Below are 13,869 nucleotides of genomic sequence, written 5' to 3'. Positions count from 1 at the left end.
GTAAGCATTGTAGGTAATCTTCATTTAAACGGACCAAAGAACGTGGTATAATAAATAAAAAATGATAAGGTAGGGATTGCTATGAATGCAGAGATAATTGCTGTAGGTGATGAGGTTGTTAAAGGATATACAATAAATACAAATGCTAGTTATATTGCTAAACAACTTCAAACCATAGGGATAATGCCAGATTATCATACAGTAGTAAGAGACCAGGCAGCGGCTATTAAAGCGGCTATTAATACGGCAATAGTGCGGAGTAAGTATATTATTGTGACTGGTGGATTGGGGCCAACAAAAGATGATTTAACAAAAGAGGCAGTTTGCGAAGCATTAGGCCTACCCCTTTGCATAAGAGTGAATGTATTAGAAGAAATAAAGGCTTACTTCAAAGAAATGAATCAAATAATGCCTAGTATTAATGAAAAGCAAGCAGCTTTTCCAGAAGAAGCTTATATTTTAAAAAATAATTATGGAACTGCACCCGGATGTATTATTGAATATAATGAAGCTATTATTATATTACTTCCAGGTCCACCATATGAGATGCAACCTATGCTAGAAAATGAAGTCATACCTTATTTAAAGCAAAAGAGAGCATTTTATAATGAAACATTAGATATTAAATTATTTGGTCTAGGAGAAAGTGAAGTAGCTACCCAGTTGCAAGGTATGCTTGGTGAATTTGAGTGGGGAAGTATAGCTACTTATGTAGGAGAATATGAGATCATCGTACGTATCAATGTACAAAGTGGAAGTTTAGAGAAGGCAAAAGAACAGCTTCAACAAAAGAAAAAAGAAGTGGAGGAACGTTTAGGGAGTTTTATAATCGGATATAATAAAGACAGACTTGAAGAAATTATCGTAAGATTCTTGTTAAAAAATAAAAAACCATAGCTACAGTAGAGTCTTGTACAGGAGGACTGTTAGCAGGAACATTGATTAATTGTGGTGGTGTATCGGCTTGCTTTAATGAAGGTATTGTTACTTATAGTAATACAGCTAAAATGAAGTATGTAGATGTAAAGGAGGCGACGCTTCAATCTGTTGGCGCCGTTAGTTACCAAACAGCTAGGGAAATGGCAGAAGGTGTTAGAAAGTGTAGTGGAGCTGATATAGGTTTATCTACCACTGGTATTGCAGGTCCTGACGGTGGAACCCCAGAAAAGCCAGTAGGATTAGTGTATATAGGTATTGCTACAGAAGCAAAAACAGATGTATATGAATTGCATTTAAAAGGATCAAGGAGAACGATAAGAGAAAAAACAGTTAAAAATATCTTATTTCAACTTTATAAACTTTTTAAGTAAATTTTCCTTGCTATCAAGACAAAGTTTAGGTATAATGATTACAGAACAAATGTTCGATATATAATGAGGTGATAAGAATGAATGATGAATCAAAAAAGGCATTAGATGCAGCCATTTCGCAAATACAAAAACAATTTGGTAAAGGTTCTATTATGAAATTGGGGGAAGCGACAGATACAAATGTGCATACTTTCCCAACAGGTTCTCTGAGCTTAGATATTGCACTTGGAGTAGGTGGCCTGCCAAAAGGAAGAATTGTGGAGGTTTATGGCCCAGAATCTTCAGGTAAAACAACTGTTACTTTGCATATGATTGCCGAAGTCCAGAAACAAGGTGGAATTGCGGCGTTTATTGATGCGGAACATGCTTTAGACCCATCTTATGCAGCTAAGTTAGGCGTTAATATTGATGAACTTTATATTTCACAACCGGATAATGGTGAACAAGCTCTTGAAATTGCAGAAACTATGGTGCGTTCTGGAGCTATTGATATTATTGTAGTAGACTCTGTTGCTGCGCTGGTTCCAAGAGCTGAAATAGAAGGTGATATGGGTGATTCTCATATGGGCTTACAAGCAAGATTAATGTCTCAAGCACTAAGAAAATTAACAGGTGTTATTAATAAATCAAAATGTACTGTCATTTTCATCAACCAACTTCGTGAAAAAGTTGGTGTTATGTTTGGTAGTAATGAAACAACTACTGGTGGCCGTGCGCTTAAATTTTACGCATCTATTCGTCTAGATGTTCGTAAGATTGAAACTTTAAAACAAAGTAATGAGTTTATTGGAAGTCGTACTCGTGTTAAAGTTGTAAAAAATAAAGTAGCACCACCTTTCCAACAAGCTGAATTTGATATTATGTACGGTGAGGGGATTTCAAAAGAAGGAGATGTACTTGATTTAGCAACTAATATCGATATTGTTAACAAAAGCGGTGCATGGTACTCTTACGGCGATTTACGTTTAGGCCAAGGAAGAGAGAATGCTAAAATTTATATCAAAGAGCATCCTGAACTTTTACTTGAGATAGAAAATAAAGTAAGAAGTCATTATGGGATTAGTGCGCTAGATGAAACTGCTCATGAAACAAAAGACGAAATGAATGATAAAAATTTAATGGTGGATGAAGAGGAATAAAATAGTAAAAATCGAAAGGTAGCTTATAGCTACCTTTTTGATTTTTTGACTTAAATTAAAGAATTTAAATTTTATGTATAAATATATATGAAAAGTGATAAAAACACCGTATTTTCAATAGGTAATGCTTGACAGCATTTTTAAAAAGTTATACAATTATGATGTTATTTGCACATTGATAATACTTGGGAGGTGGTAGATATAGAACAAATAGGCTTAATAATAGGAATTATTGTAGTCATCATTATTGTTGGAATAATAGCCTTTTTTAGTGGCGCTTCTTATAGAAAACACATAGCGGAAGCACAAATTGGAACAGCAGAAGAAAAATCAAGAAAAATTATAGATGACGCTATCAAAGCAGGGGAAGCTAAGAAAAGAGAAGTATTATTAGAAGCAAAAGAAGAAAACATTCGTGTCAAAAATGAATTAGATAAAGAAGTACGCGAAAGAAGAAATGAATTGCAACAAATGGAGAAAAGATTACTCCATAAAGAAGAGAATATCGATAGAAAAACAGTAACACTTGAACAAAAAGAAGAACAATTACAAAGAAAAATTGATAAAGCTGATAAGACGAGGGAAGAAGCGGAAGCTTTACACCAAAAACAGTTAGAAGAACTTGAACGTATTTCAGGTTTGACCTTAACAGAAGCAAAACAATATCTTTTAAGAACCATTGAAGAAGATGTAAGACATGAATCTGCTATAATGATTAAAGAGATAGAAGCAAAAACTAAATTGGAAGCAGATAAAAAGGCAAAAGAAATTATCACTAATGCTATCCAAAAGTGCGCTGTAGATCATGTAGTAGATACAACGGTATCTGTTGTACCATTACCAAATGATGAAATGAAGGGGCGTATCATTGGACGTGAGGGAAGAAATATTAGAACATTAGAGACACTTACTGGGATAGATCTCATTATAGATGATACACCTGAGGCAGTTATCTTATCGGGCTTTGACCCAATACGCCGTGAAGTAGCGCGTATTGCCTTAGAAAAGTTAATTGTGGATGGACGAATTCATCCAGCTCGTATTGAAGAGATGGTTGAAAAAGCTAAAAAAGAAGTAGAAGTACTTATTCGAGAAGAAGGAGAAGCTGCTACTTTTGAAACGGGTGTACATGGCTTACATCCAGAGCTTATTCGTTTATTAGGTAAAATGAAATTTAGAACAAGCTACGGTCAAAATGTATTACGTCATTCAATAGAGGTTTCGAATTTGGCGGGATTAATGGCTAGTGAGCTTGGATTAGATGTACGTTTAGCTAAAAGAGCAGGATTACTTCATGACATTGGTAAATCTGTAGATTATGAAGTAGAGGGTTCTCATGTAAGTATAGGTGTTAATTTATGCCGTAAGTATGGAGAAAATGCAACTGTTATTAATGCTGTAGAAGCGCATCATGGAGATGTAGATCCAGAAACAGCAATTGCTGTTATTGTACAAGCTGCAGACACGATTTCAGCGGCAAGACCAGGGGCACGACGTGAAACCTTAGAAACTTATATTAAACGTTTACAGAAACTTGAGGAAATTGCAACTTCCTTTAAAGGTGTTGAAAAATCTTATGCTATTCAAGCAGGTAGAGAAGTAAGAATTATGGTAACGCCAGAGGAAGTAGATGATAATGGTCTAATACTTCTTGCGAGAGACGTTACTAAACGTATTGAAAATGATTTGGAATATCCAGGTCAAATTAAAGTAAGTATCATTCGTGAAACTCGTGCAACTGAATATGCTAAATAGTAAATAGCGATGCTTGGCGTCGCTATTTTTATGTGTTAAAATAGTGATAAATTTATGTGTTAAAATAGTGATAAATTTATGTATTAAATCGAACGAAAACTTATATATATCACTAAACGTTCGAATAATACATTGCTATTTGAGGTAATAATACGTATAATAAAGATAATAAATTAATCATGAAAGGAAATACACATGAGAAATTCATATAAAAGTCCATTAGAGGGTAGATATGCAAGTAAGGAAATGCTTTACTTATTTTCTGAGGAAAAGAAATTTAAAACTTGGAGAAAGTTATGGGTTACTTTAGCTGAAACTGAACACGAGCTTGGGTTAAATGTGACAAAGGAGCAGGTTGAAGAACTTAAGAAATTTAGTGAAGATATTAATTATGAAGTAGCAGAAGAATGGGAAAAGAAAGTGCGTCATGATGTCATGGCTCATGTACACGCCTATGGAGAACAAGCTACTTTGGCGATGCCAATTATACACTTGGGTGCTACTAGCTGTTATGTTGGGGATAATACTGATTTAATCATTATGTATGAAGCACTTGAAGTGATTAAGAAAAAAGTTGTTAATGTCATGGACAAATTAGCAAAATTTGCGATAGATTACAAAGATTTGCCTACTTTAGGATTTACACATTTACAACCTGCTCAGCTTACGACAGTGGGAAAAAGAGCAACTTTATGGCTACAAGATTTATGGCTAGATTTAGAAGAAATTAATCATTTACTCGAACAAAAAAGACTTAGGGGTGCTAAGGGTACTACAGGTACTCAAGCTACTTTCTTAAATTTGTTTGATGGAGACTATGAAAAGGTTAAATTATTAGATCAAACAGTTGCTGAAAAGCTAGGTTATACTTCTGTTTATCCAGTAACAGGACAAACTTATACTAGAAAGTTTGATTCACTTGTGTTAAATGTATTAAGCCAAGTGGCTCAATCTGCTTATAAATTTAGTAATGATATTAGAATACTTCAACACCTTAAAGAAATAGAAGAACCCTTTGAAAAGAATCAAATAGGATCATCAGCTATGGCGTATAAACGTAATCCGATGCGTACAGAACGTATTTCTTCGTTAGCGCGTTATGTTATATGTGACACATTAAATCCAGCTATTACAGCTTCAACGCAGTGGTTTGAAAGAACACTTGATGATAGTGCAAATAAGAGAATTGCTGTTTCTGAAGCGTTTTTAGCAGTAGATGCGATATTAGAGATCTACATGAATGTAGCAGATGGATTAGTGGTTTATCCAAAAGTAATCGAGAAACATATTAATGATGAATTACCATTTATGGCAACTGAGGTTATTTTGATGGAGGGTGTAAAACGTGGAGGAGATCGTCAAGAACTTCATGAACGTATTCGCGTTTTATCTATGGAGGCAGCAGCAGAGGTTAAGCAGAATGGAAAAAGTAATGATTTAATTGAACGCATTTTAAAGGATAATACTTTCAAGATGTCAGAGTCAGAGTTAAAAGCTATATTGAAACCAGAAAACTTCATTGGCTGTGCAGCAATGCAAGTTGTAGATTTTATTAATGAAGTGATTAAGCCTATTTTAGAAGAAAATAAAGCTTTATTAGGTGCAGAAGGTCATGTACGTGTATAAATGTCGTGTATAAATGTAAAGAGGTGAGTTTATTAAGCTCATCTCTTTATATTTTTATGAAAAATTTATAGATAAGATGCGATAGGTATATATAGCCCTTAGATATACGTTTAGGATTTTAGGTATAAATAGAAAGCTTGTATCATAGATTATTTTATATGATGGCGATGGGAGAGGTGGAAAGTGAATGGGGATTATTTGTTAAAAGGACGATTATCAGTACTGAAAGAGATGGGGGGCGTTTTGATATTAGTATTAGCGGTTTTTGCTAGTGTTTGGTATACCTTTTGGATTGAAGGGAAAAATACGCAAACATTTGAAGTTTTATATACATGGCTTACACAAGATTACATGAGTATGAATCTGATGAGCTTTGGTTATATAGTAATAAAATACCTTAAGAAGGTGTTTTTGATATGGCTATTTGGTTGGTTTGGACTTACTGCCCCTTTGAGTTGGATTCTTTTGTTTAGTATGATCTTTTCATATGGGTTTACAACAACTGCATTAATATTGCTTTTTGGAGGTAGAGGCATAATGATTGGGATGTTCTCTTATGGCGTACAGGCAATATTGGCAGTGAGTGTAGGCATAGAAATTTTAAAAAGAAGTATGGATTTAATAGGTGGTGCAAGAGGACAAGTGAAAAAGCAGTATGCTAAGTTACTCATTCCGATTTTGCTTGTATCGGCAATAATGGCATCATTAGACTTAGGGATAATGAATAATGTGAAAATTCTTATAAAATAGACCTTAGTGGTCTATTTTTTTATAGTTAAAATGATACAAGAATAGACCCGAATGAACTAAAAAGAGCTAAAAAAATACTTGGACTAAAAGAAATGCATAAAATATAGAGTAATATATGACAATTAAGTGTTTCTAAGGGAGAAGCTTGTTAATATTTATTGCTTTATAACGAATATAATTATATAATTGGTATTATATTAATACATTTGTGCAATTTTGTTTTTAGGTTAACTATTTATTTTAGACTAAAAAGGGGGAAGATGATGAACATTTTTTCTGATATAGATTTAATGAATACAGCAATAAGTGCAACAATGCTTAGAAAAGGTATCATAAGTGAGAATATTAGTAATGTGGACACGCCTGGATATAAAAGGAAAGATGTCAGATTTGAAACTATCTTAGAAAAGGAAATCAAAAAAGGGGGAACAGCCGGATTAAACTTAAAAGATATTGAGCCGGAAATATATACAGATTATGCGAATTCTTCTTACAGGTTAGATGGTAATAATGTGGATATTGACGTAGAAATGGCAGAAGAAGCTAAAGTGAGTGCTAGGTATAATGCTTTAGTAACAAGGGTAAATAGTCAGCTGGGACGTTTCTCTACAGTGCTACAAAATCTAAAATAACAAGGAGGAAAAGGGATGGGTTTTTTTGATTCTATGGATATAGCAGCTAGTGGACTTACAGCGCAACGATTAAGATTAGACATTATTTCTCAAAATATGGCTAATGTAAATACAACACGTACTGCAGAGGGTGGTCCATATAAAAGAAAAACAGTGATTTTTGAACAAATGCAAAATGAAAATAGTTTTTCTAGTATATTAAATAAAAAGAAGCAAAGCGGTGTAAATGGCGTTAGGGTGGCAAGGATTGTTGAAGATGAGAGTCAAGGGGCACTGGTGTATAATCCTACTCATCCTGATGCAAATGCACAGGGATATGTTGAGATGCCTAATGTCAATACAGTTGATGAGATGGTTAATATGATTTCTGCAAGTAGATCATATGAAGCCAATGTGACTTCATTCAATACGATGAAATCGATGTTTGCCAAAGCGTTAGAGATTGGCAAATAATTCTGGGAGGAAAGAATATGATAGCAGCAATTCAAGGCATACAGCTTAATCAGCAATTAATGAATAAAATTCAAGATGAGAAAAAACTTACAGGGAATGAAAGTTTTACATATGCATTAGATGCAGCAAAAGAATTAATACAAGCTAATAAGACAGCAGAAGCAGAAACTAAAAATTTAACTAATGATTTTATTACAGGTGCTAATGATGATATTGCTAGTTTATTAATTGCTCAAGAAAAATCCGGGATATTATTACAATATACGTTACAGGTGAGAAATGGTTTATTAAGTGCTTACAAAGAAATTATGAACCTATCTGTTTAATCTCAGATTGAAATAAAGTGAGGTGAATAATTTGCAACAGACGATTGAACAGATATCGAATCAAATTACTGAGAAATTAAATAATTTAACTAAAAAGCAAAAAATACAAATTGGAATAGGTGTTTTGGCACTTATTATTGCAATCACAGCAGTTGTATTGTTGACTAGGCCAAAGATGAAAAACCTCTTTTCAGAGAATTTGGATTCTAAGTCTATTGGGCAAGTGGCTACTGTTTTAAATGAAAATGGTATTAAGTATAAATTAATTAATGATAGTACCAATATACAAGTACAGGAAAATCAATATGAGCAGGCGTTAATGTATACTGCTATGTCAGATGTGCCAGAAAGTGGAATGACTTTTGATCAGGTGATTAATAATACAATGTCCACAACACAGACTGAGATGACAGCTAAAAACAATGAATATAAAAAGCAACAATTGGAGAGAACGTTACGTTCAATGGAGGGAATTGAAAGTGCTCGCGTTGAACTGGTTATTCCAGAACAGAAAAATGCATACCTTCAGTCACAAGTAGAAAGTAGAGCGAGTATATTTCTGACATTAAGTAAGACGCTTACAACTAAACAATGTGAAGGTATTGCAACATATATTTCCTCTAGTGTAGCCAATTTAGATAAAAAGAATATTGTAGTTATAGATTCACAAGGTAATACATTATATTCTGGTAGTGAAGAAAGTCAATTAGGCCTTAATAAGCAACAGGAAATAAAGTTATTAGCAGAACAAGATGTTACTCAGAAGGTATCTAATCTACTAGGAAATATGTATGATGATGTACGCGTAAGTCCTAATTTGATTCTAGATTTTGATCAATATCAAGAATCTAGTCAAAAGTATCAAACCCAAGGAGAAGATGAAAGTAGAGGGGTTATACAACAAGAAACGCAAGCTTCTAGTTCCACTAAGAACAATCAAACAGGAGCAGAACCAGGTACCACGACAAATGGAGGAGATATTCCAACTTACCAAACGAATAATGGTACAAGTGGTGAAAGCAAGGAGACGCAAAAAGATATTACTTATGCACCTGATAAGACAGAGTCTGTATATGTAAAAAATCCTGGGAATGTTGATTTGGAAAAATCCTCTTTGTCTGTTAATTTGTTTAAAAATAAAATCTATAGAGAAGAGGAAGTTAAGCCAACATTAACAGGAATGACTTGGAATGAATTTAAAGTAAGTAACCGTGAGCAACGTACACTTGCTGTAGATGAATCTATTGTTAATTCAGTTAAGAGCGCTACAGGTATAGATAATGTTGTTGTCAATGCCTATGAAAATCCTATTTTCTTAGATCAAGAAGTTTATCAAATTGATTACAAAGACTATTTACCTTTAGTATTCCTTGTGCTGGCATTGCTTCTAATTGCGTTTGTAGTACTTCGATTTAGAAAACATGAAGAAATAGTTGAAGTAGAACCAGAACTTGAAGTGGAAGAAATGCTGAAGGCAGCTAAGGAACAAGTAGAACTTGAGGAAATTGAATTAAAAGAAACATTAGAGACAAAACGTCAAATTGATAAATTCGTAGATGAAAAACCAGAGGCTGTAGCAAACTTACTTCGTAATTGGCTGACAGAAGAAGATTGGGAGTGATGACATGGTGAAGGAACAATTTTCAAGTAAACAAAAAGCTGCGATGTTATTAATTGCTTTAGGACCAGAAAAGTCTGCTAGTATCTTCAAATATTTAAAAGAAGAAGAAATAGAACAACTTACTTTAGAAATAGCTAGTATTAAAGCTGTATCACCTAAAGTGAAGGAAGAAGTGCTTCAAGAGTTCTATGAAATGTGCTTAGCTCAAGAATATATTGCTGAAGGTGGTATTGGCTATGCAAGACAACTTTTAGAAAAAGCTTTGGGTTCAGATAAAGCAGTAGAGGTTATTAATAAACTTACTGTATCATTGCAAGTACGACCATTTGAATTTGCTAGAAAGACGGAAGCATCACAGTTGGTTAATTTTATCCAAAATGAGCATCCACAGACTATAGCACTTATTTTATCCTACTTAAAACCAAGTCAATCAGCAGAAATCATCAGGGCGTTACCACCAGAGATGCAAGCTGATACTGCACGTAGAATTGCACTGATGGATAGAGCTTCACCAGATGTTATTAATCAGATTGAAAGAGAGTTTGAAAAACGCTTATCTACATTAGTATCTGAGGATTATACAAGTATTGGTGGTGTTGATTCAATTGTAGATATTATCAATCAAGTGGATCGTACAACTGAAAAGAATATTATGGAAAATCTTGAAATTGAAGATCCAGAATTAGCAGAAATTATCAAGAAACGTATGTTTGTATTTGAAGATATTACGACGCTTGATCCAAAATCGATCCAACGTGTACTTAGAGAAGTGGATAATCATCAGTTAGCTATTGCGCTTAAAGGTGCAGGAGATAGTGTTAAAGAAGTTATTATGTCTAATGTCTCTAAACGTCTTGCAGCGATGATTGAAGAAGATCTTGAATATATGGGACCAAAGCGTGTTAAAGAAGTTGAAGATGCTCAACAAAAAATCGTTAATGTTATTCGTAAATTAGAAGATGCGGGTGAGATTGTAATTTCACGTGGAGCAGGAGATGAGGTCGTTGTCTAGTATTATAAAGGGTGAAAGAATAAGAACACAAAGTATTATAGATTTTTCTACTAGGCAGATAGATGTGCTTGCAGAAGAAGATTACATAAATGAAACTATAGATCAATCAAGTTTTGATGAAAAAGAACAATTAGAAAGTATTCAAGAGAAGCAACTAAAGGAAATACAGGAACTTATTGATGCTAAACTAGAAGAAGCAGACAATCAAGTGAGGCAGATGCTTTCAGAAGCAATACAAAAATCACAAGCAATAGAGGAAGAAGCAAAGCAATTAAAGACACATATGTTATTTGAAATGACAAAAGAAAGAGAAGAAGTATTAGAAGAAGCTCGAAAGCAAGCAGAACATATTCTAGCAAATGCTCATAAAGAAAAAGAAGAGCTGATTATGAGTACAGAAGGGGAGCTAGTAGAAACCCTTATTACACTCCTTAATCATATTATTAGCGAAGAAATGAATTATCAAGTTGACTGGGTAAAGTATTTAGTTAGAAAGATGCTAAGTAAAGAAGAGATTTTAGGAAAAGTCAAGGTAATTATTTCACCTATTTTATATGCAAGGTTGTCAGAAAAGGAAATCGATGCAATTAAAGGAATTAGAAAAGATTTAGAAATAGAAACAAGAGACAATCTTAATGAAACCACTTGTATGATTGAATTCAATCAAGGAAGTATTGTGTATGATATCTCGCAAGGACTTGAGCGTGTTATTAATGATACAAGAATCTTAATGAATGCAAAGTAGGGGATAATATGATTGATTTTAAAAGGTATGAACAGGCTACAAAAAGCCAGCTGTGGACCTATAAAGGTAGGGTAACGAGAGTGGTTGGAATGAGTATTGAGACCTTGGGTCCAATAGCTAACATAGGAGATATTTGTTATATTCAACCCAGAGGAAAAAAAGAACTAGTCACTGCTGAAGTAGTGGGATTTAAGGACGAGTACTTATTATTAATGCCATTAGGTAATCTAGAGGGTATTGGTCCTGGGTGTGAAGTATTAGCTTATGGTGATAAACTGAGTGTAAAAGTAGATGAAAGTTTATTAGGAAAAGTAGTAGATTGGCGAGCAAAACCTATTAATGGTGATGAACTGCACTGCAGGTATCAAGTACCTATTGATAATACAGCACCTAATCCACTTACAAGAAATCGTATCACTATTCCACTACAGTTAGGTGTACGTGCTATTGATGGCATGTTAACTGTAGGAAAGGGACAAAGGATAGGAATATTTGCAGGTAGTGGGGTAGGAAAAAGTACGTTAATGGGTATGATTGCAAGGAATGCTTTGTCCGATATAAATATTATAGCCCTAATAGGAGAACGAGGTAGAGAGGTAAGAGAGTTTATCGAAAATGACTTGCAAGCAGAAGGTCTTAAGCGATCTATAGTAGTTGTAGCTACTTCTGATCAACCTGCACTCATGCGCCTTAAAGCCGCTATGACAGCAACAGCTTTAGCAGAACATTTTAGAGCTCAAGGAAAAGATGTGCTTCTTATGATGGATTCTCTCACAAGGTTTTCAATGGCACAGAGGGAAATAGGCCTTGCTATTGGAGAACCACCTGTTTCTAGAGGTTATACGCCATCAGTTTTTGCACAAATGCCAAAGCTTCTGGAAAGGGCAGGTAATTCAGATAAAGGAAGTATTACAGGTATGTATACCGTTCTAGTTGATGGAGATGATTTTAACGAACCTATTACAGATACAGCGAGAGGCATACTAGATGGACATATCGTATTATCTAGAAAATTAGCTAATAAGGGACATTATCCAGCAATAGATGTACTAGCTAGTATATCCAGGGTTATGAGCAATATTGTTTCAGACCAACATAAAACTTATGCTAGAGAGATAAAAAAACATATGGCTGTATATAAGGAAGCAGAAGACTTAATTAATGTAGGGGCCTATAATAAGGGAAGCAGTGAGGAAATTGATGCAGCTATTGACAAGATGAAATTCATCAATGAGTTTCTATGTCAATCAGTGGGTGAAAAGGTTGAGTTTGAAAATACTTTACATCATATGCAGGAAATAATTAGTTAGGGTGTGAATATGTTTAAGTATAAATTGGAACCTATTTTAGCTTTAAAAGAAAAGCTAGAAGAAAGCAAAAAGAGAGAATTAGGGCTAGCACATCAATGTCATGAAAAAGCAAAGGCTGAAAAAGAAGTATTGGTGAAGCAAAGAGAAATGGCATATAAAGAAGCAAAAATTCAATCTCATGAAAAAGTAAATATCATACAATTAAGGCAGCTTAATTATTATTCCAATTATATGGAGGAAGCTATTCATTCTAAAAATGAGGAAATTGACTTAGCGGCAAAAAAAGTAGAGCAAAGGCGAGAAGAACTAGTAGAAGCCGTCAAAGAACGAAAAATACTAGAGAATTTGAAAGAGCTTCAGTTAGAAGATTATAAAGAAGAAGAAAAGCGAAATGAAAATAATGTAGTAGATGAAATAGTTACATATAAATACAGAGCGAATCAAAAGGAGTGAGGATAGATGGGGCAAGAAACGAAAGAGAAGAAAATACAAGAAGTAAATAATGATATCCCTCCTTTTAAACCTAAAAAACGTAAAAAGAAAAAATGGTTATTTATAGGCCTTATCTTCATTATTCTAGTGGCAGCTGGTTTTATTTTTAGAAAACCATTGATAAATTTTCTAAGGACTATTCCAGTAGTTAGTAAGCTTGTTCCGAGTGCAACAGACAGTGAGTCAGCCTTATCAAAGGAGGAGCTTCTTATTCAGTATGAAAAGCAGAAACAAGACATACTTACTTTAGAAGAAAAAATAAATGCACTTGAAGAAACCAATAAGGATTTGCAGACCCGCAATGTGACATTAAAAGAATATGAAAATAAGTATGAGGATTTTCTTAAGCAAAAAGAAGCATGGGATCAATCAATAGTAGAAAATAATCCAGAATTGTTCATTGAACAATTTGAAAAAATATATCCAGAAACAGCAGCAGAGTTATATAAGACATTAAAAGGTGAAGCTATTAATACAAAAGAACAGCAAGCATTAGCTAAAGCAGTAGGAGAAATGGATGAAGATCAAGCTGCAAAGGCATTAGAAGTACTTCTAACGACAGATTCCGAATTGGTTCAGACAATCATGAAGGAGATGAAGGATGAGAGAAAATCTCTTATTTTGAGTAGCATGACTTCAGAAGGTGCAGCAACAGTAATAAAGCTTATTTCACCAGAAATAAATAATCAGTAGAACTA

At 34.0% G+C, this 13,869-nt stretch carries 15 protein-coding genes; all 15 read left to right on the top strand.

Annotation, left to right across the window (positions count from 1 at the left end):
* Positions 1-81: 81 nt before the first annotated feature.
* The 15 genes from CLOLE_RS12415 to CLOLE_RS12350 all read left to right on the top strand — a co-directional run bounded on the left by CLOLE_RS12415 (position 82) and on the right by CLOLE_RS12350 (position 13,864).
* The gene (locus CLOLE_RS12415; protein ID WP_013657468.1) at positions 82-897 is read left to right on the top strand and encodes a competence/damage-inducible protein A; all 816 of its coding nucleotides are present in this window, start codon (positions 82-84) and stop codon (positions 895-897) included.
* A gap of 41 nt (positions 898-938) precedes the next feature.
* The gene (locus CLOLE_RS21900) at positions 939-1,310 is read left to right on the top strand and encodes a CinA family protein (RefSeq protein ID WP_013657467.1); all 372 of its coding nucleotides are present in this window, start codon (positions 939-941) and stop codon (positions 1,308-1,310) included.
* A gap of 77 nt (positions 1,311-1,387) precedes the next feature.
* Complete coding sequence (gene recA, locus CLOLE_RS12410; RefSeq protein ID WP_013657466.1) at positions 1,388-2,449, top strand: recombinase RecA; 1,062 nt, start codon at positions 1,388-1,390, stop codon at positions 2,447-2,449.
* Positions 2,450-2,617: 168 nt separating this feature from the next.
* Positions 2,618-4,204 (top strand): ribonuclease Y, encoded by a 1,587-nt coding sequence (gene rny / locus CLOLE_RS12405; RefSeq protein WP_013657465.1) that lies wholly within the window; start codon positions 2,618-2,620, stop codon positions 4,202-4,204.
* A gap of 195 nt (positions 4,205-4,399) precedes the next feature.
* Positions 4,400-5,830 carry an adenylosuccinate lyase gene (gene purB, locus CLOLE_RS12400; RefSeq protein WP_013657464.1) on the top strand — a complete coding sequence of 477 codons (1,431 nt, stop codon included), beginning with the start codon at positions 4,400-4,402 and terminating at the stop codon, positions 5,828-5,830.
* Positions 5,831-6,013: 183 nt separating this feature from the next.
* Complete coding sequence (locus CLOLE_RS12395) at positions 6,014-6,580, top strand: hypothetical protein (protein WP_013657463.1); 567 nt, start codon at positions 6,014-6,016, stop codon at positions 6,578-6,580.
* A gap of 263 nt (positions 6,581-6,843) precedes the next feature.
* Complete coding sequence (gene flgB, locus CLOLE_RS12390; RefSeq protein WP_013657462.1) at positions 6,844-7,212, top strand: flagellar basal body rod protein FlgB; 369 nt, start codon at positions 6,844-6,846, stop codon at positions 7,210-7,212.
* Positions 7,213-7,227: 15 nt separating this feature from the next.
* Positions 7,228-7,665: a flagellar basal body rod protein FlgC gene (gene flgC / locus CLOLE_RS12385; RefSeq protein ID WP_013657461.1), complete on the top strand. Its 438-nt coding sequence runs from the start codon at positions 7,228-7,230 to the stop codon at positions 7,663-7,665.
* Between the two features lie 17 nt (positions 7,666-7,682).
* Positions 7,683-7,991 carry a flagellar hook-basal body complex protein FliE gene (locus CLOLE_RS21895; RefSeq protein ID WP_013657460.1) on the top strand — a complete coding sequence of 103 codons (309 nt, stop codon included), beginning with the start codon at positions 7,683-7,685 and terminating at the stop codon, positions 7,989-7,991.
* 31 nt (positions 7,992-8,022) lie between these two features.
* Positions 8,023-9,612, top strand: a complete 1,590-nt coding sequence (gene fliF, locus CLOLE_RS12375) for a flagellar basal-body MS-ring/collar protein FliF (RefSeq protein ID WP_013657459.1) — start codon at positions 8,023-8,025, stop codon at positions 9,610-9,612.
* Positions 9,613-9,616: 4 nt separating this feature from the next.
* Positions 9,617-10,624 carry a flagellar motor switch protein FliG gene (gene fliG, locus CLOLE_RS12370; RefSeq protein ID WP_013657458.1) on the top strand — a complete coding sequence of 336 codons (1,008 nt, stop codon included), beginning with the start codon at positions 9,617-9,619 and terminating at the stop codon, positions 10,622-10,624.
* Positions 10,617-11,369 (top strand): FliH/SctL family protein, encoded by a 753-nt coding sequence (locus CLOLE_RS12365; protein WP_041712991.1) that lies wholly within the window; start codon positions 10,617-10,619, stop codon positions 11,367-11,369. The genes fliG and CLOLE_RS12365 overlap by 8 nt, the downstream gene beginning before the upstream one ends.
* A gap of 8 nt (positions 11,370-11,377) precedes the next feature.
* Positions 11,378-12,679: a flagellar protein export ATPase FliI gene (fliI, locus tag CLOLE_RS12360; RefSeq protein WP_013657456.1), complete on the top strand. Its 1,302-nt coding sequence runs from the start codon at positions 11,378-11,380 to the stop codon at positions 12,677-12,679.
* A 9-nt stretch (positions 12,680-12,688) separates the two neighbouring features.
* The gene (gene fliJ / locus CLOLE_RS12355; protein WP_013657455.1) at positions 12,689-13,132 is read left to right on the top strand and encodes a flagellar export protein FliJ; all 444 of its coding nucleotides are present in this window, start codon (positions 12,689-12,691) and stop codon (positions 13,130-13,132) included.
* 6 nt (positions 13,133-13,138) lie between these two features.
* The gene (locus tag CLOLE_RS12350) at positions 13,139-13,864 is read left to right on the top strand and encodes a hypothetical protein (protein WP_013657454.1); all 726 of its coding nucleotides are present in this window, start codon (positions 13,139-13,141) and stop codon (positions 13,862-13,864) included.
* Positions 13,865-13,869: the final 5 nt, after the last annotated feature.

Origin of the sequence: Cellulosilyticum lentocellum DSM 5427, assembly GCF_000178835.2 — a bacterium.
Lineage (GTDB): Bacteria > Bacillota > Clostridia > Lachnospirales > Cellulosilyticaceae > Cellulosilyticum > Cellulosilyticum lentocellum.
The sequence above is the reverse complement of the archived record's forward strand: the minus strand, read 5'-3'. Positions and strand labels throughout refer to the sequence as shown.

Bases quoted from the DNA above. Each gene is read 5' to 3' on its own strand.
- CLOLE_RS12415 (WP_013657468.1), top strand. From the start codon at position 82: ATGAATGCAGAGATAATTGCTGTAGGTGATGAGGTTGTTAAAGGATAT.
- recA (WP_013657466.1), top strand. From the start codon at position 1,388: ATGAATGATGAATCAAAAAAGGCATTAGATGCAGCCATTTCGCAAATA.
- purB (WP_013657464.1), top strand. From the start codon at position 4,400: ATGAGAAATTCATATAAAAGTCCATTAGAGGGTAGATATGCAAGTAAG.
- flgB (WP_013657462.1), top strand. From the start codon at position 6,844: ATGAACATTTTTTCTGATATAGATTTAATGAATACAGCAATAAGTGCA.
- flgC (WP_013657461.1), top strand. From the start codon at position 7,228: ATGGGTTTTTTTGATTCTATGGATATAGCAGCTAGTGGACTTACAGCG.
- CLOLE_RS21895 (WP_013657460.1), top strand. From the start codon at position 7,683: ATGATAGCAGCAATTCAAGGCATACAGCTTAATCAGCAATTAATGAAT.
- fliG (WP_013657458.1), top strand. From the start codon at position 9,617: ATGGTGAAGGAACAATTTTCAAGTAAACAAAAAGCTGCGATGTTATTA.
- fliI (WP_013657456.1), top strand. From the start codon at position 11,378: ATGATTGATTTTAAAAGGTATGAACAGGCTACAAAAAGCCAGCTGTGG.
- fliJ (WP_013657455.1), top strand. From the start codon at position 12,689: ATGTTTAAGTATAAATTGGAACCTATTTTAGCTTTAAAAGAAAAGCTA.
- CLOLE_RS12350 (WP_013657454.1), top strand. From the start codon at position 13,139: ATGGGGCAAGAAACGAAAGAGAAGAAAATACAAGAAGTAAATAATGAT.